The sequence below is a fragment of the Streptomyces sp. NPDC037290 genome (assembly GCF_055603245.1).
On sequence record NZ_JBVJVZ010000002.1, the window covers coordinates 742,141 to 767,132 of the forward strand.

Genomic DNA, 24,992 nt, shown 5'->3' on the forward strand with positions numbered 1-24,992 from the left:
CCTCCGAGCCGCCACAGCTGCTCGGAGGCCCTCATCCCTTCTCCTCAGACGCTGGGTGCGGTGATCTCCCGCTTGAGGATCTTGCCGGTGGGCCCGGTCGGCAGGGAGTCGGTCAGCCACACGCGGCGCGGGTACTTGTACGCCGCCACCCGCTCCTTGACGAACTCCTGAAGCTCCTCCGGCGTGGCCTGCGCACCGGGGCGCAGGACGACCGCGGCGGCCACCTCTTCACCGAGCTTGTCGTCCGGCACGCCCACGACGGCGGCCAGGGCGACGGCGGGGTGCTCGTGCAGGACCTCTTCGATCTCGCGCGGATAGACGTTGTAGCCGCCCCGGATGATCAGGTCCTTCTTGCGGTCGACGATGTACAGGTCGCCGTCCTCGTCCCGCCGGGCCATGTCACCGGTGCGGAACCAGCCGTCGGGGATGGCCGCCGCCGTCTCCTCGGGACGGTTCCAGTAGCCCTTCATCACGTTCGGGCCGCGCACGACCAGCTCGCCCACCTCGCCGGTGGCCACTTCCTGTCCGTCGGCGTCCAGCAGCCGTACCTCGACGTCGCGGACGGGCCTCCCCACCGAGCCGGGCTTGCGCGGACGGTCGGGGTGGCAGAAGGAGACGGCGGGGCTGGTCTCGGACAGGCCGTAGCCCTCCAGCACCGTGCAGCCGAAACGGCGCTCGAAGCCGTGCAGGATCTCCACCGGCAGCGCGGCCCCGCCCGAGATGCAGGTACGCAGGGTGGGCACATCCACGTTCGCTGCAGCTGGGTGCTGCAGCAGCGCCGCGTACATGGTGGGGACGCCCTGGAACACGGTGGCGGCTTCACGAGCGAGGATGTCGAGCACGGTCTCCGCGTCGAACCGGGGGACGAGCACGAGCAGAGCGCCACTCTTCACCGCGGCGTTGAGGGCGGAGGTCTGGCCGAAGATGTGGAAGAGCGGCAGGCAGCCCACCACCACGTCGTCCGAGCTCATCCTGGCCAGGTCGGTGGCGATGATCTCGGTGTTGTGGCGCAGGTTCGCATGGGTCAGCGAGGCGCCCTTGGGGCGCCCGGTGGTGCCGGAGGTGTAGAGCAGGACCGCGATGTCGTCCCCGTCGACCGCGGCGACCTGTCGATCGGGCTCGTGCCGCCCGAGACGCTCGGCGAAGTCGGCGGGCTCGACGATCAGATGCCGCACGCCGGCGGCGGCAGCGCCCTTGTCGCCCTCACCCGGCGCCTCGTGCCACTCGAAGAGCAGCACGGCACCGCTGTCGCCCAGGTGGTAGGCGACCTCCCGCTCCTTGAGCAGCGGGTTCAGCGGCAGGACGATGCCGCCGGCGCGCAGGATGCCGTAGTAGAGGATGACGAACTCGGGTGAGCTGGGCAGCATCAGGGCGACCCGGTCGCCGGGCCGGACCCCCTCGGCACGCAGCAGAGCGGCGGCTCGGGCGCTCGCCTCGTCCAGCTCCGCGTAGCTGATGGTCGCCGTTCCCAGCCGCAGCGCCGGGTGCTCCGGCTGTCGGGCGGCCGTCGCCACCAGGAACTCCGCGAGATTGGGCATGCCTGTCTCCTCTTGCGACTACGTGCACCGCGCGTCCCAGCGATGCTTGGCGGCATGCTGCCGCCCGTGACGAGGAGGGTTCTATGGCGGCACATACAGCATCGCTCTGGACTGCTTGTTCCCAGGAACAAGGACACCGCCCTAAGCTGCGGAGATGGACCTCTCCGGTGTCGCTTCGCTGCTGCAGGAGCGCCTTCGCGAATTCAGTGAGGCGTTGGAGGTGCGCATTCGTGCCGAGGTTGATTCCTACGCCGACGATTCGGTTGTTCCTGGGGAATCGCTTCGACTTTCCCTTGAACGCAATGCGCGCGTCGTCCTGGCGTATTTCGCCGAGGGCAGCGAGCCCGACACCCGCCCGGCGCGCGAGACCGGGCGGATCCGCGCCGAGCAGGGTGTCCCGCTCGTGGACACCCTGCAGGCCTACCGGATCGCGTTCGACTCGCTGTGGGCGCGCATCCTCGACGAAGCCCGGCGCCACCCCGAGGTGGCTGAGGCCCAGCTCGCAGCCGGAGCCTCGGAGATCTGGATGCTGTTCGGCCGGTACGCGGAGGTGCTCGCCACCGCATACCGGGAGACCTCCACCGAGTTGAGCCGGCAGCGCGAGGCGAGACGTTCAGCACTGGTCGAGGCAGTGTGCAGGGGCGACATCACGGACCGCGCCGGCCTCGACGGCGCGGCGCGCCACCTCGGGCTGCCCAAGGACGGACCCTATGCGGTGGTGGTCGCCGCGGACCTCGGGGCGGGGGAGGAGGCGTTGCCCGGGATCGAGGCGGCGTTGCGCGAGGCTCACGTGCCCTCGGCCTGGGGACTGATGCTGGACCAGCAGATCGGTGTGCTGTCCCTCGCCGTGCCGGACGCCGAGACGCTGAGCCTCAGGACCCTGCGGCGGCGCCGCGCCCGGATGGGGATCAGCCCGCTGTTCGACTCGCTCGGCGACGCCCCCCGGGCGCTGCGCTTCGCACGGCTGGCGCTTGCCGGGCTGGCCGGGGAGTCGGCAGGCGTGGCCCGGTTCGACGACCATCCGCTGGCCATGGTCGTCGCGGCGGCGCCCGAGGAGGCGATCCGCCTGGTGCACGTCATCCTGAGACCCGTGCTCGTTCTGCCCCCGCACGACCGGACGCGCCTCCTGGAGACTCTCCGCCACTGGTTCGCCGCAGGGGGTCGGGCACAGGAGACCGCCGAGCGGATGTTCGTGCATCCGAACACGGTCCGTTACCGGCTGCGCCGGATCGAGGAACTGACCGGTCGCTCCCTGTCCGACCCCCGCACCCTGGCCGATCTCGGGGCGGCGCTGGAGGCCCTGCGCGTCCTTCCCCACTGATCAGGCGGTATGGGCCGGGAACCGCGACCTTATGCTCCCCGCATGGAGCTACGGCACATCCGCTACTTCGTCGCCGTCGCCGAGGAGTGCTACTTCGGGCGCGCCGCGGAACGTCTGCACATCGCCCAGCCTCCGCTGTCGCAGCAGATCAAACAGCTGGAGACGGAACTCGGCGTGAAACTTCTGACCCGGTCGACCCGCCGGGTTCGAACTCACACCTGCCGGTGCCCGGTTCCTGGAGCGGCGGAAGTCGACGAGCGGCTCCCGCTCCAGCGCCGCCCAGAGCACAGGCATGAGCTGGTGCTGTCCGATGTGGGCGATCAGGAAAGGGCTATTCGCCTGCAGGTCGGTAAGACGGTCGGGGTCCGACAGCAGGTCGATCTCGCCGAGCGACTCGGTGAGCCGTGAGCACCAGCGGATGATGTTGATCGTGTCTATGGGCGGCGCCAGCGCGGTGATCTCCGTGGCCAGCCGGGGTGACGTGTGGTGCCAGATCTCGAGTGAGCGGGCGTTGATGATGTGGGCCGCAGGGTGCATCAGGGGCTGCTCGCGGCGTTCGAGCAACGTGCTGGGCATACCGTGTCGGGCCAGCAGTGGTGCGAGGGGGCTTCCCGTCGGGCCTGCGCCCGCGATCACGACCGGTGCGGTGCGCATGGCCTAGAGAGTCTTCCAGGTGACCGCTCGTCTGTTGGCCCGTGGCGTGGCGCCGGGCGGGGTGCCCGCGCCGGGCCGGAGCAGCTCGGCCGGGTCGTCGCCGCGGCGCAGCCGCTCAAGCAGGTGGTCGGGGTCGAACTCGGTGCCGATCGGGTTGGCGGCGAACTCCTCGCTGCCGAAGAAGGCGGCAACGGCCTCAGTCGTGGGGAAGTTGTCCACCTGGAACTCCAGGCGGATGCCGTCGGGGTCCTCGTAGTACAGCGAGGTGGTCGGCCCGTGGTTGATGGACCAGACCGGGTGGATGCCCGCCCGCTTGAGTCGCTCGTAGGTGGTGAGCAGGCGTTCGAGCGAGGCGAACTGGACGGCGAGGTGGTCGATCCCGTAAAGCTTGCGCCGCAGCCGTGCCAGCGGGAAGAGGTAGCGCAGGACAGACGGCACCGTGACCAGCGCCAGCCGGTGATGCTCGTGGTCCCAGCTGAGGAAGGTGACCTGCCGGCCCTCGTGAACCACGCGGGCGCCGAAGACCACGCGGTACCACGTGATCATCTCGTCGCGGCGGGCGGTCTTGACGACCCAGTGCGCGACGAAGGCCGGCGCGGTGTCGTACGCGGGCTTGTGGGTGCCGACTTCTTTGGCGGCTTCCATGATCGGTCCTATCAGGATGTGGTGATGGTGGTGTGCTGGCGGCCGAGGTCGATGGAGCCGTCGGGGCTGCGAATGCTCGCGGTTACGAGGTCACCGGGCTGGAGGTAGGGCTTGCGGAGGTTGGAGCGGATGAACATCCGCCAGAGCCTGTCCTCCGGTAGCAGCGCCGTGGCCAGGCGGCGGACCAGCGCCGGCGGGGTGGTCGCGGTACAGCCGTGGGGGGTGCCGGTGAGCAGCAGGTCTCCGGGACTGAGGTCGCAGAACGTGGTCAGCTCGGTGAGAGTCTCAGCGGGCCGGTAGAGCAGGTTGCGGGTGCTGTCGTGCTGGCGAAGCTCGCCGTTGACCTCCAGGCGCAGTTCCAGGTCGTCCAGGAGCGGGAACTCGCCCGGTTCCGGGACCGCGAGATAGGGCCCGACCGGGCAGAATCCGCGGTAGCTCTTGCCCTTGAGGTACTGGCCCTGCGGGAGCTGGACGTCGCGGGCGGAGAGGTCGTCGGCGATGGTGATGCCGAAGACGTACTCGTGGAGATTCTCGGCGGTGACGGTCTCCGGCTGGGTGACCTGCTTGCGCAGCACCAGGGCGAGCTCGATCTCGTGGTCGAGCAGCCGCACGTGGGCCGGCCGGGTGACGGGCGTGTCGGGACCGGTGACCGCGGCGTCCGTCTTGTCGAAGAACAGGTTGAAGGGCCGCGCGTCGGGATCCATCCCGGACTCGATCGCGTGCTGCCGGTAATTGGCGCCCTGACACAGGACGCGGCAGGGCGTGGTCACCGGGGACAGCAGCTCCACCGACTCGGTCGGCACTCGGGCAGGTCGCCGAGCGGCCGACCGCCAGTCGTCGGCGCCGTCACGGATGAGGTCCGCGGTCGAGGCGTAGCTGCCGGCCAGCGGCGACAGGCCACCGTCGCCGACGGTCGCCCACCGAATCTCGTCGTCGAGGCGGTAGCGGGCGAGGTGGATCACCATGCGCGTTCCCCCGTGGGGCGGCGGCACACCAGCGAGGCCGGCGCCGGTGCGAGCGATCGCGGCCTGTAACCGAAGTACATGCCGACAGTGCAGCGGACACAGCCTTCGCGGCGCTTGGTCCGCGGTGCAAACCGGCCTGCCGCCGATGGACCGAAGTCCAAAGGGGCCGTCAGCGCAGGGTGGCCTGTTCGCTCAACACGAGGTCGCCGAACTCCTCCGCGAGCGCCAGCGCAACCTGAAGTTGCATCCGCCGGACCTTGATCTCCCGGCCCCGCAGCTGCTCGGCCCGCTGGATGCGGTACGCAACCGTGTTACGCGCGACGTGCAGCAGCTCAGCCGTCGTGTTCAGGCTCCGTTCCGTGTCCAGGTAGCACTTGAGAGTGGTGCGCAAGGTGGTGGCAGGCTCCCCGGATCCGGCGAGTCCACCCAGTTCACGGTGCACGAACCGGCGCGTCTCATCGAGATGCGTGCTGAGCAGGGCGATCACGTCGAGCTCGGCGTAGTCGAACAGCCACCGGTCGGTGCGGGACAGCATCCCGACCCGGACGGCATCGAGGGCCTGACCGTGACTGGACGCGAACCCCTCGACGCCGGACTCGGGCAGCCCGGCCGCCACCCGAATCCCGGACCGGGGCGTGCTCGTCGATGTCGGCGGCGCCACCGAGGCACCGTGGACACTGGACCCCCACGCCCACACCCGTTGCCGGCCGACAGGCAGGATCAAGGTGCCCGTCGCTCCGCCCGCCCGCAGCAGCTGCTCGGCCCACCCTGCCAACCGGCCGGGATCGGCCTGTTCGAGGTCGTCGGCCCACACGACGAAGGCGGTGTGCCGGCGGGTGAGGTCGTAGCCCAGGACGCGGTGCGCATGATCGGCAGCGACCGGCTTTCCGTCGAGGGCCTCCTGCACCAGCTCCATGCGCACGGCGGCCGAACTGGTCACCCAGGCGGCGTGGGCCCGGGAGAACTCGCGAGTCATCTCGGCGGACAGCTGGTTGACGATCGTGAACAGCACCTCCGAGACGTGCCCCACCGCCGCGAACCGGTCGGAGGCAGGCAGGCGTCGTTCGGCCTCGGCCAGGAGCTCCCTGACGGCGTAGGCATGAGCGAGCTGGACGCTTTGCAACAGGTGCTCGACACCGACGCCCCGCCCCACAGCCTCCACAGCGCCCGTGAGCGCTTCCGCCGGAGGCTCCGGCACGACCTCGGTATTCTCGGCCAGCGCAGCCACGATGCTCAACGCGACGGCCTCACATCCCTTCCGCAGCTCCTGCACGAGGCCGTCCACGCCAAGCTGCGGGATCTGCGTGGTCACGTGATCAGTCATGCCGTGGGCAAGTTCGACGGCCCAGGCCACCGGACCCGCGCCGACCCGGTCGACAAGCCGGTCGACCTGGGCCGAGGGCAGCACCGACCGGGACAACGCATCCCGGCCGCGCGGCGCGAGGTCGCGAATCCATCCGCCCACGTCGCCCACTGGTCCTCGCCACCTCCGTCCGGGACTGAAGCGCAGCGACCAGTCCGTGCCGCCGAGCGCACCCTCCGTCATCAACTACAACAGACACCAGACATGAAGCGCTCCGGGTCTGATGGAGGCTCGATTCCCACCGCCGCCCGCTCAGCAGGAGCCAGGCGCAGACGAAGCCGGACCCGAGCCTGGCACTCACGAGAAAGCGCTGGTGGACGAGCGGGCCGACGGTCGTCATGGCAAACGTCTCGGCTGTGACGTCGTCGCGCAGGCGCCCCGGTCGACGGCTTGTTTCATCTCGCAATCCGGTCCGGCGGGACCGGCGGACGACCGGCAGCGCGGCGTACCCACTGATCCACCTCCTCGCTCAAGATCACCGGTGGCCGTAACACGCGCGGACTTCCACTTGACACGACCACTATATCGGTAACAGTGTAGCCATTATGAGTACCTGGTCTGAGCCCCAGCCTGATTCCCGGTTCGTCGAGGTGGACGGCCTGCGGATCCACTACAAGCGTGCTGGGCGCGGCCCGGCACTCGTACTGCTGCACGGCAGTGCCTCATCCCTGCAGCACTTCGACCGCGCGACGGATCTGCTGTCGGATTCGTTCGATGTCATCCGTCCCGACCTGCCGGCGTTCGGACTGACGGGCCCGCGCAAGGACCGCGACTACCGCATCCCGGCGTACGCCGCGACGGTGGCGGGCTTCCTGGAGGCGCTGGGCGTGCCGCGCTACGCGTTGGCCGGCAATTCCCTGGGTGGCAACATCGCCTGGAACCTCGCTCTGGATCGTCCGGAGCGGTTGACCGGCCTGGTACTGGTCAATGCCACCGGCTACCCGGAGAAGACGGTGCCCGCGGGGATGCGCCTGATGCGCAACCCGCTGGTGCGGCCCCTGCTGAGGCGGGTGATGCCGCGCGGGGCCATCGAGCGCAACCTGCGCGAGGCCGTCGGGCCGTATTCGCAGATCGTGGACGACGCCATGGTGGACCGCGCCTATCAGCTCATGAGCCGCCCCGGTAACCGCTCGGCCTTCGTCGACTTCTGCAACACCGACCAGCCGGACCGCAGCGCGCAGATCCCCCGCCTCACGGTGCCCACGCTGGTGCTGCGCAGCGCGAGCATCGACGGCCAGCACTTTGCCCGCGACATCCCCGGCGCCCAGGAGCTCGTCCACCCTCACGGCGGACATCTGCTGCCGGAGGAGGAACCGCAGTGGGTCGCGGACGCGGTCGCGAAGTTCCTCGGCTCCTGCGCCGACACCCCCGCGAACTGAGGGCAAGGAGGCCCGTTCCATGAAGTACTTCGTCGCCCCGGGCGAGGACCGCAAGCTCACCGCCGACTCGCGGGGGGCGCTGCGCGGCAGTTTCATCGAGCTGTCCGACGGCGTCACCCACTACGAGTTGACGGGGCCCGAGGACGGGGAAGTGGTCCTGATGGCGGGCGGTCTCACCATCCCCCTGTTCTACTGGGACGGCCTCGTCAGCGAGCTGCACGCCCGCGGGCTGCGCACGCTGACCTGCAGCGCCTACGGACGCGGCTACTCCGACCGGGTACAGGCGCGATACGACGAGACGCTGTTCACGCGGCAGCTGGCCGAGCTGACGGACCGGCTCGGCCTGACGGCGCGGCCCCTGCACCTGGTCGGCACCTCCATGGGCGCGCTGGTCAGCATGACGTACGCCGCCCAGTACCGCGCGTCGGTGTCCACGCTCACCATCGTCGGCCCCGCCGGTCTCGCGAAACCACGATTGGCCTCCCCCAACCGGCTGCTGCGCAACGACCGGCTGGCCGGCCTCATCGCCCGGTGGCGCGGCCCACAGATACTTCAAGGACACCTGGGACACAACGTCCGCGACCCCGAGCTCGGCGCGAAGCTGACCGACATGGTCCTGGACGCCTTCCGCTTCGAGGGCTCGCTGTACGCGGTCTTCGACACCCTGCAGCACCTGCCTTTCACCGGCCGTGACGACCTCTTCCGGCGGGCGGGGGCACTGGGCATTCCGACGCTGCTGCTGTGGGGCGACGAGGACGACGTCACGCCGCTGGTGCACTTCGACACGGCGCGCGCTCTGTTGAAGCCGCAGAAAGATCATGTAATTACCAAATGCGGGCATATGGCCCCCTTCGAACGGCCTCGCGACGTCGCCGATCAGCTCGTCTCGTTCGTGTCCGCATGCACCGAAAGGCTCGACTCATGAACCGTCCGCAGGCCATCGACGTACTGATCATCGGTGCCGGCCCATCTGGCTCCGCCTTGGCGATCGACCTCGTACGCCGCGGACTCGACGTCCGGATCGTCGACAGGTCCCCCCACGCTTTCGACGGCTCGCGCGCCAAGGGCATCCAGCCCCGCAGCCTCGAAGTCCTCGAAGACCTCGGCGCTCTCGACGACGTGCTGGCCGGCGGCGACATCTATCCCAAGCTCGGGATCCATGCAGGACCCATCGGTGTGCCGTGGAAGATGTTCCCCCACAAAGAGGCCACCCCGGACGTCCCGTACCCGAACACCTGGCTGATCCCGCAGTTCCGCACGGACCGCGCCCTGCACGCCCGGCTCAGTGAGCTCGGCCGCGAGGTCGAGTTCGGAAAGGAACTGACCGAGCTGACGCAGGACGAGGACGCGGTGGTCGCCAAGGTGGTGGGCGCGGACGGGGTCGAGGAGATCGTCGCCCGCTATGCCGTGGGGGCCGACGGGGGCTCCAGTGCGGTGCGCAAGCAGCTCGGCATCGGTTTCGTGGGGACGACGGACGAGTCCGACCGCGTGCTGATCGTGGATGCCTCCGTAAGTGGCCTGGCCCGTAACCGGTGGCACATGTGGCCCGGCCTCGGCGGCAAGCTCATCGGCGCCTGTCCGATCCCCGACAGCGACATGTTCCAGTGGATGATCCGGCTCACGCCCGACGAGAAGCCGCCCCAGGAGATCGGCGCCATCATCGACCGGATCCACTCCCACACCCGCAACCGGCACATCCAGCTGCACGAGATCCACTGGAAGTCCGTGTTCCGGCCCAACATCCGTCTTGCGCAGCACTACGGCCGCGGACGTGTCTTCCTCGTCGGCGACGCCGCGCACGTCCACACCCCGGCCGGCGCCCAGGGCCTGAACACCGGTATGCAGGATGGCTACAACCTCGGCTGGAAGCTCGGCCAGGTCCTCGCCGGAGCCGACCCGGCCCTCCTTGCCACCTACGAGGCCGAGCGGCAGCCGATCGCCGCCGGGGTCCTGGGACTGTCCACGGAGAAATGGGGCGGCATCGCCAAGCTCGACCCCTCCAGCATGAAGCGCGGCAAGGACGAGCAGCAGCTCTCCCTGACCTACTACGGCGGCCCGCTCGCCCCCGCCGACGGCGACAGTGGCGACACCAGCACGCTGCACGTGGGCGACCGCGCCCCGGACGCCCGACTGCTCGGCGCCGACGGCGCCAAGACCCGCCTGTTCACCCTCTTCCAGGGACCGCACTTCACCGCCATCGCCTACGGCCCCGGCGCCGCCCGGGACCTCGAACTCCTCGACTGGCCGACGACGGGCGCCCGACTGAAGCGGCTGACCGCCGGACCGGCCGCGGGCGACGGTCGCGCCTTCTCCGACCCCGAGAACACGCTGCGGAGTGCCTACGGCCTGACCGGCGACACGCTGCTGCTGATCCGTCCCGACGGCTACATCGGGCACATAGCCACTCGGGATTTCCTCACCGCCACACAAGCCGCCGTGCAGGCAATGACGCCCCAGGCAAGGACCCGCACCATGTCCCAGCAGAGCCACACCTTCCCCGGTTCGGGGGCCGCTGAATGAGCCGCATACTGCTGCGCGGGGCGCAGGTCATCACGATGACGCCGGACCGGCCGGACGCCGAGCATGTCGACATCCTCGTCGACGGCGACCGCATCGCCGCCCTCGGCGAGGACATCGAGGCGCCCGACGCCGAGGTCGTCGACTTCTCCGGCCGCGTCATCATCCCCGGTCTGGTCAACGCCCACCTGCACACCTGGCAGACCGCGCTGCGCTCCGCGGGCGCCGACTGGACGCTGATGGAATACCTCACCCACCTGCACGGCGAGTGCGTCGGGCATTACACCCCGGCCGACATGCACATCAGCAATCTCGCCGGCGCCCTGAACCAGCTCAACTGCGGTACGACCACGGTGGGCGACTGGTGCCACAACGCCCTGTCGGCCGAGCACGCCGACGCGGCCGTCGACGGACTGGTCCAGGCCGGGATCCGCGCCGTCTTCCTGCACGGCACTCCCTACCGCTCGCCGGAGACCCCCCACCCGCTCGCCGAGATCGACCGGCTGCTCGACGGCCCCGTCCGCGACCACGCCCTCCTCACGCTGGGCATGGCCCTCCAGGGGCCGCAGTACTCCTCCGCCGAGACCGCGGTGGCCGACTTCCAGGCCGGCGCGGAACGCGGCCTCGTCGTCTCGATGCACCAGAGCGGTGGGGAACCCGGACCCGGCTGGGAAGCCGTGCGCGACGCCGGGCTCTTCAGTCCCCTGACCAACGTCGTGCACGGGATCGACCTGCCCGACGACTGGCTGAAGACGCTCCTCGAAGCGGGCGTCACCTTCACCACCACCCCGGAGAACGAACTCGGCCAAGGTCACGGCACCCCCATCACCGGATCCCTGCTGAGCCTGGACGCGGCACCCTCCCTGGGCACGGACATCGATACCGCCGTACCCGGATCGGTCCTCACCGCCGCCCGGATCGCCCTGGCCCACCAGCGCAGCCTGGACCACGCCCACCACCGGCAGACGACCGGCATGTACGCCAACACACCGTCTGTCACCAGCAAACAGGCGCTTGCCTGGGCCACAGTCGAAGGAGCGAAGGCACTGGGCCTGGCAGACAAGGTGGGCCGGATCGAGGCGGGCATGCAGGCCGACCTGGTCGCCGTCGACGCCCGGGCGCTCAACCTGTGGCCGGCACACGACCCCGTCGCCACGGCTCTGCATGCCGACATCGCCAACATCGAGGCCGTGATGGTCGCCGGCACCTGGCGCAAACGCAATCACGTCCTGCTCGCACCCGGCCTCGACGAGGTCAAGGACCAGCTACGCGAGTCCGGAGAAAGGCTGCTGCACAGCATCAGGCCCGCGGGCTCTCCCGGCTGACACACCGCAGCGGCCCCCACGCATGAACCGCGCCGACGCGCACGACACCCCGTCCTCGTCGGCGCGATGGCCACGCGCCCGAAGAGCCGCACGCCGCGGCCTCGTTCCCACAGCAAGAAGGTGCCGTGAGCAGCCCCATCCCAACTACCGCGGAGATGCCCCGCGACGCTCTGCACCAGGAACAGATCATCCAGGCGGCCATCGCCCTTCTGGACGAGGGCGGCATCGAGGCTCTGACCATGCGAAGACTCGGCAGCCGTCTCGGCATCACCGCGGCGGCACTCTACTGGCACGTCAAGAGCCGACACGATCTGCTCCTGCTGGCCGCTGACACCGTCTGGCGGCAGACACCTCTCCCCGATCTCGACGGCCTCGAATGGCGTCCGGCCCTCCTGGCCATGGCCGACAACCTGCGTTCGATGCTTCTCAGGCACCCCTGGCTGCTGGCCGCCATGACCATCCGGCCTCTCGACGGCCCGGCCAGGGACCGCCATGACGAGCACCTGCTCGCGGTCTGCGAGGCGTCCGGCCTCACCAGGCAGGACGCCGAGCAAGCCGCCCAGAGCGTCGTCACGTTCGCGATCGGTGCCGCCCTCGCAGCCACCCCTCGCCCGTATGTGTCCTTCGGACTCCAGTCACTTCTCGACGGCGTCGAAGCCAGGCTTGCCGCCCGCACCTGACCCGACACAGCAGACGAGCCATCTGAACGTCGAACAGAACCCCTTCGCAAGGACGGACTCATGAACCGACCCAACTTTGACGTCGCCGTGATCGGCCTCGGGCCCGTGGGTGAACTGGCAGCGCTGCTGCTCGCCAGAGAAGGGTTGAGCGTCTTGGCGCTCGAGCGCGAGGCCGACGTCTACCCGGAACCTCGCGTCGGCGTCCTGGACGGCGAGGCAATGCGGACGCTGCAAAAGGCCGGAGTGTACGAGCGCGCAATTGTTGACATGCTCCCGGGCAGCGGTGCGCAGTGGATGTCGCCGCGTGGCAAGGTGGTGGTCACGACCCTTCCGACCGAAAAACCTCAGGGCCATCCGTGGATCACTCCGATCCACCAGCCTGCGCTTGATCGACACCTGCGCTCGGCGCTTGCGGAGTCCGGAAGGGCCGATGTACGCCTCAGCCACACCGTCACTCGCCTGACCCAGGACAGTGGCGGTGTCGACCTCGAGTTCCTTGATGCACGCGGCGCACTCGGACAAGCGCGAGCAAGCATCGTCTTGGGGTGCGACGGCGCCAACAGCAAGGTACGCCAGCTCATCGGAGCCACGTTGGTCGGATCCGACTTCACCGACACATGGATCGTCATCGACGCGAAACTCCCGGAACCGATCCCTCACATCCCTTACTTCCAGATGTGGCTCGACCCTGCGGCGCCTCGTCTGACCGGGCGGCTCGCGTCGGGCTTGCACCGCTGGGAACGCAAACTCATGCCCGGCGAAGACCGCGACGAGATGTTGTCCGTAGAGGCAGCGCGACGCATCATCGGGCGGGACACGGATCCTGACACGGCTGAGGTCCGGCGCCACCTCATCTACGACTTCCGAGCCAAGTGCGCAAGTCATTGGCGCGTCGACCGAGTCCTGCTGTGCGGGGATGCGGCCCATCTCATGCCGCCGATGGTCGGACAGGGGTTGAACTCCGGTATCCGCGACGTCACCAACCTCACCTGGAAGGTGGCGGCGGTGCTGCGTTCGGGTGCACCACTGGAAAGCCTCGACACCTATGAAGCCGAACGGCGACCGCACGCGGAGGCGATCACCAACCTGTCCGTCCGGGCTGGGCAGTTGACCACGCTCGGGTCTGCGAAGGCAGCCGCAGCCCGAGACGTGGTGGCCGGGACGGTCCTGCGGATCCCAGCTCTTCGTGCTGCCGCTCGACAGGGCCGATGGCGCAAGCCGGCCCGCTATCGCCGAGGCCTCTTGTCCGGCCGAACCTCACCTCTCTCGCCGGTCGGGCGCTTGTTTCCTCAACCGACCGTCCGGACCTTCGAGGGTGAAGAGCGCCTTCTCGACGACGTTGCCGGAACCGGGTGGCGCATCATCGGCTGGGGCGACCACCCGGGGGAATCATTGTCGCCTCGCGGCCGGCACCTTGCAGAGACTGTCTTGCGCGCGACTTTCGTGACTCTCGCCGAAGCGGGAAGGCGTCCGACACGTCCTGGCGCGAGGTCTGACGTCCTGGAGGACGTTGAAGGTGTCGCCCGCCCCTTGTTTCGGCGCAATCCCATCCTGCTCGTCCGTCCAGACAACTACGTCTACGCGAGCCTGTCTGGTGAGCGTCTGGAGGAGGTCTTGGATCAGTTGAAGCGGCAGATCGCGCCCCAACGGGACGGAAAATAGCTATATGTCCGCCTCGGCTCCGCCTGCTCGCAACCGGTTTGAACGCCGCCGCACCGAGACCCGACAGGCACTTATCCGTGCAGCCCGCCAGATACTGGCAGAGTCAGGTGACACCAGCTCTAGCATCCAGGCCATCGCTGAGCGCGCCGACGTCGGCATCGGCTCCTTCTACAACCACTTCACGTCCAAGACAGAGCTCTTTGACGCAGCGGTGGCCGACGCCCTTCACGAGTACGGTCAGGCCATCGACGAGCACGTGCACGGCATCCAGGACCCGGCAGAAGTCATGGCCGCCTCTTTTCGGATCGCCGCCCGGCTGGCCAGGACCCATCCAGAAGTGACCCAGATCCTGCGCCATCGTGGCCTGCAACACATCCATTCCGAGATTGGCCTCGCCCCCCGCGCCCTGCGGGACGTGGAGGAAGGCGTTGCGTCCGGCCGCTTCGACGTGCCCGATCCGTTCGTCGCCCTCTCGGCGCTCGGTGGAGGCCGGCTGGCCCTCTTGGAACTGAAGTCCGCATGCCCCGATGTCGGCGGCGACGAAGCCGCGGCTGACATGGCGGAAATGATCCTGTGCATGCTCGGTCTCCCTCGCGAGGAAGCACGCGAAGTCGCCCGGCGCCCCCTTCCCGCTCTCGACTGACCGAGCCGGCCTGGCCGTCGAGGCCGGTTCGGCATGTCCGGGGCGGTCAGGGCTTTGCCAGGGCAGTTCGCAGAGCGTCGAGGGCGGCAGCGCGGAAAGCGGTCATCGAAGGTGCTTTGCCGTCGAGCAGGGCATCAGCACCGTGGTACATGCCTGGTCCGAGCCGCAGCTCGCAGGCGACGCCGGCCTCGTTCAAACGTCGGGCGTAGTCGACGTCTTCGTCGTGGAACAGGTCGATGTCGCCCACACCGATCCACGCGGGCGGCAGCCCGTCGAGGTTCCTACGCCTTGCCGCCGCGATGTAGGGGCGATCGTCGAGGTCCTGTGGCGGGCGGCCGAGGTAGGAGGTCCAGGCGAAGCGGTTGGAGTCGGGGGTCCACGTGTAGATGGCGCTGTTGGGAGGGTCGGCGCGTAGAGTCGTGCGGTCGTCGAGCATGGGGTAGATGAGGAGTTGGAACCGGACCGGCACTCCTGAATCGTGGGCACGCTGGACTACGGCGGCGGCGAGTCCGCCTCCGGCGCTTTCGCCGCCGACGGCGATGCGGGCGGGATCGATGCCGAGGGCGGCGGCGTTGGCGTGAAGCCAGCGGAGCGCACCGAAGCAGTCGTCCAAAGCTGCGGGGTACGGATTTTCGGGTGCGAGGCGGTAGTCGACGCTGACGACCAGAGCGCCGAGTTCGTCGGCAACGCGGCTGCACCAGGTGTTCTCCTGGCGAGCGGCGCCCATGACGGTTCCTCCGCCGTGGATCCAAAGCAGCGCTGCGCGCGGCGCTTGGCCGCCTGATGTCTGATAGGTGAGCACCTCGACGGGGAGGTCGTCGGGCGTGGCCGGCAGCGTGCGCTGCTCGACGCGGACGCCCGGCCTGGTGGCGGCTCCCGCCAAGGGTACGATGCGGCGAGCGATGGCCAGAGTGACCGGGTTGCCGAAGTTCAGGGGGAGGAAGAGCACTGGGTGCCGCAGCTCGCGGGGGACTGCCGCCAGAGCGCGGCGACGTGTGCTGATCGCCGTAGCAGCGCCGAGGGTTGCTGCGGCGCCCAGTCTGGCGAGGGCTCGTCGGAGTGTCATGTACTGCGAACCTTTCGTTCGGGTGGTCACGGTTCTCGGGTTCAAGGGGGGCGCCTTGACGGTCGGCCGCGGTTTCCAGGTCGGGCAGTGGTTGCCGGCAGATCTCGTGGGCCTCGTCGCTGGGAGGGCCGAACCTGCGCGGCAGATCCTCGGCGCCCTGGTCGGCCGCTTCGGCGTCGTCGCGTTCGGGCTTGTCGTGCAGGAGTTGGCGGAGGCAGAGCGCCGCGCCCGCGAGGCCATGTCCCTGTTCACGCCGACCAGGCCAGTCCGTTACCGCTCTGCCGAGCCCTGCTTCGTAGGCGACAGCCCCGCCAGACGGTGAGCGAAGGTGACGTGGCAGGGGCTCTTCGTCAACGATCGGCAGGGTGGTCATGGTGCTGGTTCTTTCGTGGGGGCCAGCGGTACGGGCGTCTACGGCGCTGCCCGGGTAAGTCCTACTCGTGCGCGATGTGTGCGCGGTGCTCGGCGAGCACGTCCAGTCCGAAGTCGGAGGTCAGATCACGCCACACCGAGTGGGCGTGGTTGGCGTACCGCTGTGTGTTGTCGTACTCGATGAGGACGCGAGGGTCCTGCACCCGGTAGTAGTGCGGCTCCCCGGCGTCCGTGCTGCCCGCCCAGCCGAAATGCACCGCGTCGAGGACGGTGTCAGAGGCGTAGTGGGTGTCGTAGGCGTCGGCGAGGAACTCGGGTGCCCGTCCGGTGTAGAGGGTGACGAGCCGGCGCAACAGGTGCCGCTGCTCGTTGTTCAGGTCGCGACCGCTGATGCCTTTGGGGGGAATGGTGATGGCCACGCGCGCGTGATCGTTCTCGGTGTATCCGCTGCCCGCTTCCGCCCGGCGGCCGATGTCGTCGACGAGCCGGTCCAGCTCAGGGTCGGCGAACCGGCCGCGCCACAGGTCCTGCATGTGCATCATCGTGTCGCCGTGTTCGACGCGTGGGCGGTTGCCGGAGACGATGTCCGAGACCGCGGACGGGTGGAGCAGGGCGCTTTGGAGTTGGCCCATGTCCAGACTGCGGACCAGTTGACGGGCCGTCTCCTCGGGGCCCTGCAAGGGCCGCAGAGTGCTTCCGATCAACTCGGTCGTGGCCGGGTCGGCACCGATGAAGCAGGGGGTCGTGGAGACGAGCCGGCCGGCGACGACGAGGTTGTTCAGGGAGATGTGGTGGCCGCCGAACCGCCATGCCCAGACACGGTCGCCGGGGCGGCCGAAGATCCTCAGCCAGTACAGGCCGGGGTCGCGTCCGCGCTGCCGGCCCCAGTGGACCCGCCACCCTTCCAGCTGGTCCAGGACGTTCTCCAGTCCCATCACGGTGGTGACCGTGGCGTAGCCCGGGATGGACAGTCCGGTGGCGACCAGCCGCATGGCCAGGCTCTGTTGGCGGGCGTTCTGGTCTCGGACGGCGAGCCCGCCGTGTTCGGTGGGCGTGTAGAACCAGCGCAGCCGCTCGGCCTCCGCATCCGGGTGCAGCGGGGAATCGTAGGCGGCGAGCGGGAGTTGGTCCTCGCTCAGGCTGTTCAGCCAGACGGTGGCGGCATCGGCCATGGCGGCCGCCGCCTTCTCCCGCCCGGCTGCCAGGGCGTCGGGCACGGTGCCCTCTCGGTCACCGGTCACCGGTGGGCTCCGGGTCCTCGGAGATGTCCAGCATGACCTTGATGGCGTTGCCCCGGCGCTCGGCGTAGGTGTCGAACGCCTCGGCGACGTCGGGCAGCCCGAAATGGTGGGTGACCAGTTCCGCGGTGCGCAGCCGGCCCCGGGCGGCCAGGCCCACGGCGCGGGCCACCGAACCGGTGCCCTCGCCGCGGACCGTCTGGATCGAGATGCCGTTCATCACGGCGTGGTTGAGGTCGGTCCGTACGGGCTCTTCGAAGAAGCCGACGAGGACGACCTTCCCGGACCGCTTGGCCATACGCAGCGCGTCGTCCACCGCACTCGGGGCGCCCGAGCACTCCAGGACGATGTCGGCGCCGATCCCGCCGGTTGCCTCCCGAACCGCCGCTACCGCGTCCTCCTCCCGGGAGTTGACGACCAGGTCCGCGCCGAAGGACTTGCCGATGGTGAGCCTGGCTTCCCGCGTTCCGGCCAAGGCTACGGTCCTGGCCCCGAGTTCACGTGCGACCTGTACCGCGAGCAGCCCTATCGGTCCGGGGCCGATCACCGCGACCGTGGATCCGACGAGCAGGGTGTCGAGCACGTCGAAGGCGTGCATCACGGTGCCCACGGTGGTGAGGACGACCGCGGCGTCGAAGTCCACGGTGTCCGGCAACCGGTGGAGGGTCGCCACGTGGTTGAGCGCGTACTCCGCGAAGCCCCCGTTGACGGTCATCCCCTGCACGCGGTGCCCGGTGTGCCGCAGGCCGTAGTTGAGGCAGTCCGTGTAGGCCCCGGCCAGGCAGTTGGCGCAACGCATGCAGCCGCGGTGGGCTTCCGTCACCACCCGGTCGCCGACCCGGAACTCGTCCATGGCGCTGCCCACCGCGGCGACGACGCCGGCGTACTCGTGGCCGGGTACGAACTCGCCCGCGGCCGGGCCGCCGTCCTTGAAGAAGTGCCGGCTGCGGATCTTCAGGTCCGTTCCGCACAGGGACGCCCTGCGGACGTGCACCAGAACGTCTTCCGGTCCCACCCGCGGCACGGGCAGCGTCGTGACGGCGAGGGTGCCGGGCTCGCCCAGCACCGCGGCCTGCATGGTTTCCGGCAAGGACATAGGGGCCTCCATTTACGGCCATGAACATGCGTCGGAAATCGAACCGAAACGGCCCTGTTCCCCACCTCATCTTGCACGCCGGCGACGCCTATTCCCTATTCGCAGCGCATAGGCATCCCTTATGCATGTCGCGAGAGATTCCTATTGGAGACCCACCACGACCTCGTGGCAGTGTCATTTGGAAACGACGAACGGGGCCACGCGCCCAAGGAGCAAAGCTGTGGATCTGGGAATTTCGGGCAAGACCGCGCTCGTACTGGGCGGAGGCGGGGGTCTCGGCAGCGCGATCGCCCAGGCCCTCGCCGCGGAAGGCGCCGCTGTCGCCGTCGCGGACATCAGCCCAGAGGCCGCAGAGCGCACCGCCGAGGCGGTGGCCTGGGCGGGCAGGAAGGCCCTGCCCCTGGAATGGGATCTCGCGGACCTGGGCGCGATCGACCAGCACATCGCGGCAGTCGAAGGGGCGCTCGGTCCCGTGGACATCCTGGTCAACAACACGGGAGGGCCGCCGCCCTCGCCGGTTGCGGGGCAGGACCCTGAACTCTGGCTGAAGCACTTCCAGTCCATGGTGCTGTCCGTCATCGCGATCACGGACAGGGTCGTGCCGCTGATGCGCAGCCGCGGCTGGGGCAGGATCATCACCAGCGCCAGCTCGGGGGTGATTGCCCCCATTCCCAACCTGGGGCTGTCGAACGCCTTGCGGAGCAGCCTGCTCGGCTGGTCCAAGACGCTGGCCCGGGAAGTCGCGGCCGAGGGTGTCACCTGCAACGTGGTCGTTCCGGGACGGATCGGCACCCAGCGGATCAAGTTCCTCGACCAGGCCAAGGCCGATCGGGAGGGCAAGTCCGTCGCGGAGACGTCCGCCGAGAGCGTCGCGTCGATCCCTGTGGGCCGCTACGGCGAACCGCGGGAATACGCCGCCGCCGTCACCTTCCTCGCAAGCGCCCAAGCCTCTTACATCACAGGCTCGGTCATTCGCGTCGACGGCGGACTCATCGCCGGCCTCTGAAAAAGACATCGGATTTCTGAGGAGGCAGAACAATGGCATCCCTGGACCGCAACACCCATGGTGTTTTCGCCATCGCACCAACGCCCTTCGACGAGGAAGGCGCAATCGATTTCGACTCACTCAGCCGACTCGTCGACTTCTACGGAGACGCCGGCGTCACCGGACTGACCCTCCTGGGCCAGATGGGCGAAGCACCCAAGCTGTCCCACGAGGAAAGCGTGCGCATCGTCCAGCACGTCATCAAGCGCACCGATCTGCCGATCATCGTGGGCGTCTCCGCACCCGGCTACGCCGCCATGCGGGCTCTCGCGGTCGAGGTCATGTCAGCCGGTGCCGGCGGCGTCATGATCGCCCCGCCGAACACGCTGCGTACCGACGACCAGATCGTGAGCTATTACGAGGGAGCGGCGGACGCCATCGGCGCGGACGTGCCGTTCGTGATCCAGGACTATCCGCTGTCGTTCTCCGTCGTCATGTCCCCTGCCGTCATCGCCCGCATCGCGAACGCAGCGCCCGGGTGCGTGATGCTCAAGCACGAGGACTGGCCGGGCCTGGAGAAGATCAGCGCGCTCCGGCAACTCGAAGCCGAGGGAGCGATGCCCCGCCTGTCGATCCTGTGCGGAAACGGCGGCCTCTTCCTGGACTTCGAGACCGAACGCGGAGCCGACGGAGCGATGACGGGCTACTGCGTTCCCGAGCTCCTCGTCGACGTGGTGCGCCACATCGCCGCCGGCGATCGTGACGCCGCCCATGACGTCTTCGACGCCCACCTGCCCCTGCTGCGCTACGAACAGCAGCCGGGCATCGGCCTGGCCGTGCGCAAGTACGTCATGAAGCGCCGCGGAATCCTGGCCTCCGACACCCAGCGCAAGCCCGGGCCCGTGCTCTCGGCGCGCGCCCGCACCGAGGTCGACTACCTGCTGTCCCGGCTCGCCCGCAAGGACAGCAGGGTCGCACTCACGGCATGACGCGCAGCGCTAGTACTGGGCAACGCTCGGCCGAGTAACTTGATCACATGCAGCTACGTCAGCTGGAGTACTTCCTCGCGGTCTGGGAGGCGGGCTCCTTCAGCGGAGCGGCCGCGCGGCTCTATGTCACGCAGCCTTCGCTGTCCCAGCAGATCGGGGCCCTGGAGAAGGAGCTGGGCGCGGTCCTGCTGGAGCGCGGCCGGCAGGGGGTGACGCTGACTCCCGCGGGCCGTGTGTTTCTGCCCCGAGCACAGACCGTCGTCCGTGCGGTTCAGGACGCGCAGGACTCGGTGCGCGAGGTGGTGGAGGGTCGTCAGGGCGACGTCCACGTCCTGACCGTACGGTCCGTCGCCTCGGGGATTCTGCCGCCGTCCGCGGCGCGCTGGCACTCGACGTACCCCTCCACCGTGCTGAGACTGCACGACTATTCCCACCGCCGGGACCTCGAAGAGGCCATGCGCAGTGGCCAGGGCGACATCGCGGTCGGTCCACGGCCCGACCCGTGGGAGGGGCCCGTCATCTCCCTGGGATACGAGGAGATGGTGGTGACCGGCTCGGCCGAATACCCGGCGGGGGCAGCGGCTGATCCGGCCGAACTGGCCGCTGCCGACTGGGTGCTCTACGAGCAGGAGCAGGGCATGAGCGAGGTGGTGGACCGCCTGGCAGGGCACCTCGGGTTCACACCGCGCGCCGTCGCACGCACGGGCCAGGTCTCCGCGGCGCTCCTGTTCGCGGTCGAGGGGATCGGTGTGACGGTGACACCGGAGAACGCGGTGCCGCTGCGCTGGTCGAGGCACGCCCGGCGGATCGGGCCCGGCTATTTCCGGGAGCTGGTGGTGTTCAGCAGGAAGCTCCCCTCCCAACTGGCCGAGCGGTACCGGGACATGCTTACCACTTTGGAGTTGCCGCTGACCGCGGAGCGGGATCTGCCCGAAGGAGCACTCCGCTTCTAAGGGCCCGTAAAGAAATCAACACTTGCCCTGCGATCGAGGGTGCCGTTCCCGCATCTGAGTGATCAGCGTCAACGGTCACTCAGTTCTCCCCGGAGTGTCAATCAGCCTGCGGGCCAATACCAAGACGACCGGCTGCGTGAACGTCGTTACGCCCACGACACCGCGAAATCACTCCGAAGCCGACCCTCATAACGGTTACGCTGTTTCCGTTATTGCGCTAGGCTGAGCCGCTGCATCGATCGACCAAATGGCCCGTCTGGGCGCCGAGCGATGCACCCGGTCGGCAACTCGACCGCCCCCGACGCATCCCATAACGGTCTCGCGACGACGGGCCGCCATCAGGCCGTCACCCTCGACGCCCATGGCGCCACGCCGCCGACACCCTGGAGATCCCTCATGGTCCTCACCATCACCCTCGCCTGCGCCATCGCCCTGATCTTCGGGGCGAGCGGAGTGCTCAATACACTCGCATTGCCGAAGGCGCGCGAGCTGGCCGCCGAGACCGGCTTCTCCGTCGCCGCCTACCGCCGCATCGGCGTGCTGCAACTGGCAGGAGTCGCCGGCGTGGCGCTCGGCCTGGCCATGCCGCCGCTCGGCGGCCTCGCGGGGACCGGCCTTCTCCTGCTGCTCGCCGGAGCTGTGGTCGTACACGTGCGCAACGGCGACCCGGTCGCCAAAATCGCGCCCGCCATCGTGTGCGCGGCGCTTGTCGCCTCATACCTCGCAGCCTTGTTCGCCTGAAGCGCTGCGGATCGAGTCCACGCCTCCACGGGTGGGCAGCTCCAGGGCTGGCCAACGGGCATCCGATTGCACCACTGGACCAGAACCAGCTAAACGGCTACACTGTAGCCAATATTAGAGGTGGCACGAAACGCAGCCACCTGGGCTCGAGGGCGCTCAAGCCGCGACTGCACGGTCCGCCCCGCCTTCACCAGCGCCTCGTCCACAGTGCCGACCCCCGAGGGGTAGACGATGCCTGTCCTGATCGTGATAGCGATCTACGCTATCCGGATCGCGCGCGCCCCCTTGGACGCACGCCTGAAGAAGCGCCACGTCGGCCCCCTGTCGGTCACGACCGGAGCGGTCATGCTCTATCTGGCCTGGGACTGGCTCAGGCCCGAGGGCCTCAGCGCTGTCTATTTCGTCGGCGAGTTCGCCGGCGTCCTGTCCGTCTACCTGATGTCCTGCACCCTGGTGCTGGCCACCCGCCTGATGTGGTTGGAGCAGTGGTTCGGCGGCCTGGACCGCATGTACCGTCAGCACAAGCTGTACGCCGTATGGTCCATTCTCCTGCTCACCCCCCACCTGCTCCTCCACTTCTTCTCCGGTTTCGACGGGAGCCAGTACGGCTACGCCCACCGGACAGCGTCGGTAGGGATGGGCCATCTCCTCGGTGCCGTCTCCGCCATCGGTCTGCTGCTGCTCGTCCTCATCTCACTCGGCCAGGTCGGCCGCATCCTCCGACTGCCCTACGAGCGCTGGCTGTTCCTGCATCGCCTCACCGGCCTGCTGCTCCTGTCGGCGCTGTTGCACGGCTGGTTCCTCGATCTCATCATCAACGGATCCACGCCCCTCCTGGCGATCTACGTCAGCATGGCCACCATCGGCATGACCGCCTACACCTACGACGAACTGGTGCTACGGCACAGGGAACCCCGGGCGGACTACACCATCCACCGTGTCGAGCGGCCGACACCCGACATCCTCGACCTCACCCTCACGCCCACCGGCGAGACGACGCTTCCCGTGACAGGGGGCCAGTTCGTCTACCTGCGGGTCGGCAGTTGGCACGAACACCCCTTCAGCGTCGCAGGAACGCAGGCCGACGGCTCGGTGCGCCTCACCATCCGTGCCGTGGGCCGCGGTACACGCGGCCTCTACACGGACATAAGTGAAGGACACCCGGCAACCCTCAAGGGTCCTTACGGCATGTTCGACCACACCCTCGGCGGACCCCGGCAGATATGGATCGCGGGGGGCATCGGTATCGCGCCCTTCCTCGGCTGGCTCACCCACCCCGGTGCAGCGCCGCCCCGCACCGACCTCTTCTACTGCGCCCCCACCGCCGAAGACGCACCGTTCCTCCCGGAACTCACCGCTGCGGCAGCACACCGCCCCGAGTTCCGGCTCCACCCGACGTTCAGCCGCAGCCACGGCCGTCTGACCGCCGAAAGAATCCGGGCCCAGGCCGGACCGATCACCCCCGACACGCACGTCTTCCTCTGCGGCCCCGCCTCCATGATCGAAAACCTCACTCGCGACCTCCATCGCCAGGGCGTCCCCCGCCAGCATCTCCACGCCGAGCACTTCGCCTTCCGCTGACGAGCCGCCGACCACACGAGATCCCGCGCTCAGCACCAGCAGCGGTGGCGACGCTCCATGCGGACCTAGATGAGCCCGTAGGCGGGCAGCCTCAGGTCCGCATCGTCCTGGCTGGTCAGGCGTCGTCGCGCAGGTGGGCAAGCCCGCTGAGAAGGAGTTCGAGTCCGAAGGAGAACTCGTCCTCGATCGGAACGGGCATCGACCCGGCGACGGTGACCGTTGCCGGGAACAAGGCTGGATCGACGCTCTGAAAGACGGCAGACAGTTGCGCGTCGTCGAGTTGTCCGCCGCCATGACCGTTGACCTGTATGGCGAATCCGAGGACGTAGCGGGAGAGGGTGGCAAAGGCGTGCGCGGCCAGTCGCGGCGGGAAGCCGCTGTCGAGCAGCGCCGCGACACAGTGCTCCCGCAGCGCCATGGCGTTCGGTCCCAGGGGAATCTCTTCCACCATCAGGCGCGCCGCGTTCCGGTGCCGGGCCAGGGCCTCGAACATGGTGTGCGCGACCGTCCGCAGGGCTTGCTGCCAGCCCATCGCGAGGAGTTCGTCGCCCTTCAGTTCCACGGCGCCGAACATGCGGTCCACGACATGGGCGACCAGCGCTGCCCGGTTGTCGAAATGCCGGTACAACGTCGCCGTGCCCGAGCCCAGGCGCTGGGCCAGCGTCCGCATCGAGAGAGCGTCGGCCCCTTCATCGTCCACGATCTGCAGTGCGGTAGCGACGATGCGCTCCAGCGGCACGGGCGGACGCCCCGGGCCCCGACCCGATGCCGTGGTCGCTCGCACAGGACCAGCTGCTGCCACTGAACGTCCACCTCCTCGGCCAGCACCATAACAGCAACACCGTATCCACTTTGGCGATCGCCGGTTGGGCGTGGACCGCCGGGGACACCGCGGTTACGGCTCAGACATCACAACGCTGCAGGTCACAGGCGCGTGGTGAAACGGCCGTCGGGCAACGTGCGCAGCCGGCCCCGCCCGGCGAGCTTGGACAGCGTCCCACGCAGCCGCTCCAGCTTGCCCCGCACCGCCACCTCCAGCCCCACTGCCTCGCCGACCTGCATGACCATGACCGGCCGCCGGCGCCCCGGACGAGCGCGAGGATGCGCCGGTAGTCCGGTGGCAGCGAGTCCACGTCCGCGCCACGCCCGCGGTGCGGCACACCAACCTGCGCACCATCACCGACGCACGCCACCTCCAGGACACCGCACAGGATGCTGGAACCAGGATCTGCCCACCGCGCTGGCCGGCCAGCACTGATCGCGGAGGGCTCGGGTACCG

The 24,992-nt window shown here is 68.9% G+C and carries 23 protein-coding genes and 2 pseudogenes; 15 read left to right on the top strand and 10 right to left on the bottom strand.

Features of this window, described 5'->3' with window-relative positions; genetic code table 11:
* Positions 1 to 44 precede the first annotated feature (44 nt).
* Positions 45 to 1,538 (bottom strand): long-chain-fatty-acid--CoA ligase, encoded by a 1,494-nt coding sequence (locus tag ACZ7HQ_RS09070; RefSeq protein ID WP_470986630.1) that lies wholly within the window; start codon positions 1,536 to 1,538, stop codon positions 45 to 47.
* Positions 1,539 to 1,692: 154 nt separating this feature from the next.
* Between ACZ7HQ_RS09070 and ACZ7HQ_RS09075 the strand changes: the two genes are divergently transcribed.
* Both ACZ7HQ_RS09075 and ACZ7HQ_RS09080 read left to right on the top strand, forming a co-directional pair.
* Complete coding sequence (locus ACZ7HQ_RS09075) at positions 1,693 to 2,859, top strand: PucR family transcriptional regulator (RefSeq protein WP_470986632.1); 1,167 nt, start codon at positions 1,693 to 1,695, stop codon at positions 2,857 to 2,859.
* A 42-nt stretch (positions 2,860 to 2,901) separates the two neighbouring features.
* Positions 2,902 to 3,100: pseudogene (locus ACZ7HQ_RS09080) on the top strand (LysR family transcriptional regulator); the annotation flags it as partial.
* Positions 3,101 to 3,153: 53 nt separating this feature from the next.
* Here the strand turns inward: ACZ7HQ_RS09080 and ACZ7HQ_RS09085 are convergent.
* The 4 genes and pseudogenes from ACZ7HQ_RS09085 to ACZ7HQ_RS09100 form a co-directional block, all read right to left on the bottom strand.
* Positions 3,154 to 3,513 (bottom strand): annotated as a pseudogene (locus tag ACZ7HQ_RS09085) (FAD-dependent monooxygenase); the annotation flags it as partial.
* 3 nt (positions 3,514 to 3,516) lie between these two features.
* The gene (locus ACZ7HQ_RS09090; protein ID WP_470986634.1) at positions 3,517 to 4,158 is read right to left on the bottom strand and encodes a VOC family protein; all 642 of its coding nucleotides are present in this window, start codon (positions 4,156 to 4,158) and stop codon (positions 3,517 to 3,519) included.
* 11 nt (positions 4,159 to 4,169) lie between these two features.
* Entirely contained in the window at positions 4,170 to 5,123 is a 954-nt protein-coding gene (locus ACZ7HQ_RS09095) for a fumarylacetoacetate hydrolase family protein (RefSeq protein WP_470986636.1), read from the bottom strand.
* A gap of 169 nt (positions 5,124 to 5,292) precedes the next feature.
* Positions 5,293 to 6,597, bottom strand: a complete 1,305-nt coding sequence (locus ACZ7HQ_RS09100) for a PucR family transcriptional regulator (protein ID WP_470986638.1) — start codon at positions 6,595 to 6,597, stop codon at positions 5,293 to 5,295.
* A 434-nt stretch (positions 6,598 to 7,031) separates the two neighbouring features.
* Here ACZ7HQ_RS09100 and ACZ7HQ_RS09105 point away from each other — a divergent pair, with 434 nt between their 5' ends.
* The 7 genes from ACZ7HQ_RS09105 (at position 7,032) to ACZ7HQ_RS09135 (ending at position 14,692) form a co-directional block, all read left to right on the top strand.
* Positions 7,032 to 7,865, top strand: coding sequence for an alpha/beta fold hydrolase (locus tag ACZ7HQ_RS09105; RefSeq protein ID WP_470986640.1), 834 nt, complete (start codon positions 7,032 to 7,034; stop codon positions 7,863 to 7,865).
* A gap of 19 nt (positions 7,866 to 7,884) precedes the next feature.
* Positions 7,885 to 8,790: an alpha/beta fold hydrolase gene (locus ACZ7HQ_RS09110; protein WP_470986642.1), complete on the top strand. Its 906-nt coding sequence runs from the start codon at positions 7,885 to 7,887 to the stop codon at positions 8,788 to 8,790.
* Positions 8,787 to 10,385 (top strand): FAD-dependent oxidoreductase, encoded by a 1,599-nt coding sequence (locus ACZ7HQ_RS09115; protein WP_470986644.1) that lies wholly within the window; start codon positions 8,787 to 8,789, stop codon positions 10,383 to 10,385. The genes ACZ7HQ_RS09110 and ACZ7HQ_RS09115 overlap by 4 nt, the downstream gene beginning before the upstream one ends.
* Positions 10,382 to 11,707: an amidohydrolase family protein gene (locus ACZ7HQ_RS09120; protein WP_470986646.1), complete on the top strand. Its 1,326-nt coding sequence runs from the start codon at positions 10,382 to 10,384 to the stop codon at positions 11,705 to 11,707. The genes ACZ7HQ_RS09115 and ACZ7HQ_RS09120 overlap by 4 nt, the downstream gene beginning before the upstream one ends.
* 125 nt (positions 11,708 to 11,832) lie before the next feature.
* On the top strand, positions 11,833 to 12,387 hold the full coding sequence (locus tag ACZ7HQ_RS09125) for a TetR/AcrR family transcriptional regulator C-terminal domain-containing protein (protein WP_470986648.1): 555 nt from the start codon (positions 11,833 to 11,835) through the stop codon (positions 12,385 to 12,387).
* Between the two features lie 60 nt (positions 12,388 to 12,447).
* Positions 12,448 to 14,049, top strand: a complete 1,602-nt coding sequence (locus tag ACZ7HQ_RS09130) for a bifunctional 3-(3-hydroxy-phenyl)propionate/3-hydroxycinnamic acid hydroxylase (RefSeq protein WP_470986650.1) — start codon at positions 12,448 to 12,450, stop codon at positions 14,047 to 14,049.
* Positions 14,050 to 14,053: 4 nt separating this feature from the next.
* Positions 14,054 to 14,692, top strand: coding sequence for a TetR/AcrR family transcriptional regulator (locus tag ACZ7HQ_RS09135; protein ID WP_470986652.1), 639 nt, complete (start codon positions 14,054 to 14,056; stop codon positions 14,690 to 14,692).
* Positions 14,693 to 14,738: 46 nt separating this feature from the next.
* Here the strand turns inward: ACZ7HQ_RS09135 and ACZ7HQ_RS09140 are convergent, their stop codons facing one another.
* Entirely contained in the window at positions 14,739 to 15,641 is a 903-nt protein-coding gene (locus ACZ7HQ_RS09140) for an alpha/beta hydrolase (protein ID WP_470986654.1), read from the bottom strand.
* A 172-nt stretch (positions 15,642 to 15,813) separates the two neighbouring features.
* Between ACZ7HQ_RS09140 and ACZ7HQ_RS09145 the strand changes: the two genes are divergently transcribed.
* Positions 15,814 to 16,080, top strand: a complete 267-nt coding sequence (locus tag ACZ7HQ_RS09145) for a hypothetical protein (RefSeq protein WP_470986656.1) — start codon at positions 15,814 to 15,816, stop codon at positions 16,078 to 16,080.
* A gap of 112 nt (positions 16,081 to 16,192) precedes the next feature.
* Here the strand turns inward: ACZ7HQ_RS09145 and ACZ7HQ_RS09150 are convergent, their stop codons facing one another.
* Both ACZ7HQ_RS09150 and ACZ7HQ_RS09155 read right to left on the bottom strand, forming a co-directional pair.
* Positions 16,193 to 17,371 (bottom strand): DUF3500 domain-containing protein, encoded by a 1,179-nt coding sequence (locus ACZ7HQ_RS09150; protein ID WP_470986658.1) that lies wholly within the window; start codon positions 17,369 to 17,371, stop codon positions 16,193 to 16,195.
* Complete coding sequence (locus ACZ7HQ_RS09155) at positions 17,361 to 18,464, bottom strand: zinc-dependent alcohol dehydrogenase (RefSeq protein ID WP_470986660.1); 1,104 nt, start codon at positions 18,462 to 18,464, stop codon at positions 17,361 to 17,363. The genes ACZ7HQ_RS09150 and ACZ7HQ_RS09155 overlap by 11 nt, the downstream gene beginning before the upstream one ends.
* A 220-nt stretch (positions 18,465 to 18,684) precedes the next feature.
* Here ACZ7HQ_RS09155 and ACZ7HQ_RS09160 point away from each other — a divergent pair, with 220 nt between their 5' ends.
* From ACZ7HQ_RS09160 to ACZ7HQ_RS09180, 5 genes are all read left to right on the top strand, one after another.
* The gene (locus tag ACZ7HQ_RS09160) at positions 18,685 to 19,470 is read left to right on the top strand and encodes an SDR family oxidoreductase (protein WP_470986662.1); all 786 of its coding nucleotides are present in this window, start codon (positions 18,685 to 18,687) and stop codon (positions 19,468 to 19,470) included.
* Between the two features lie 32 nt (positions 19,471 to 19,502).
* Positions 19,503 to 20,438: a dihydrodipicolinate synthase family protein gene (locus tag ACZ7HQ_RS09165; RefSeq protein WP_470986664.1), complete on the top strand. Its 936-nt coding sequence runs from the start codon at positions 19,503 to 19,505 to the stop codon at positions 20,436 to 20,438.
* A 47-nt stretch (positions 20,439 to 20,485) separates the two neighbouring features.
* Positions 20,486 to 21,391, top strand: a complete 906-nt coding sequence (locus ACZ7HQ_RS09170) for a LysR family transcriptional regulator (RefSeq protein WP_470986666.1) — start codon at positions 20,486 to 20,488, stop codon at positions 21,389 to 21,391.
* A gap of 396 nt (positions 21,392 to 21,787) precedes the next feature.
* Complete coding sequence (locus ACZ7HQ_RS09175) at positions 21,788 to 22,132, top strand: DoxX family protein (protein WP_470986668.1); 345 nt, start codon at positions 21,788 to 21,790, stop codon at positions 22,130 to 22,132.
* A 231-nt stretch (positions 22,133 to 22,363) separates the two neighbouring features.
* Positions 22,364 to 23,713: a ferredoxin reductase family protein gene (locus tag ACZ7HQ_RS09180; RefSeq protein WP_470986670.1), complete on the top strand. Its 1,350-nt coding sequence runs from the start codon at positions 22,364 to 22,366 to the stop codon at positions 23,711 to 23,713.
* Between the two features lie 115 nt (positions 23,714 to 23,828).
* Here the strand turns inward: ACZ7HQ_RS09180 and ACZ7HQ_RS09185 are convergent, their stop codons facing one another.
* Positions 23,829 to 24,452 (bottom strand): TetR/AcrR family transcriptional regulator, encoded by a 624-nt coding sequence (locus ACZ7HQ_RS09185; RefSeq protein ID WP_470986672.1) that lies wholly within the window; start codon positions 24,450 to 24,452, stop codon positions 23,829 to 23,831.
* A gap of 185 nt (positions 24,453 to 24,637) precedes the next feature.
* Positions 24,638 to 24,775 carry a hypothetical protein gene (locus tag ACZ7HQ_RS09190; RefSeq protein ID WP_470986674.1) on the bottom strand — a complete coding sequence of 46 codons (138 nt, stop codon included), beginning with the start codon at positions 24,773 to 24,775 and terminating at the stop codon, positions 24,638 to 24,640.
* Positions 24,776 to 24,992 lie beyond the last annotated feature (217 nt).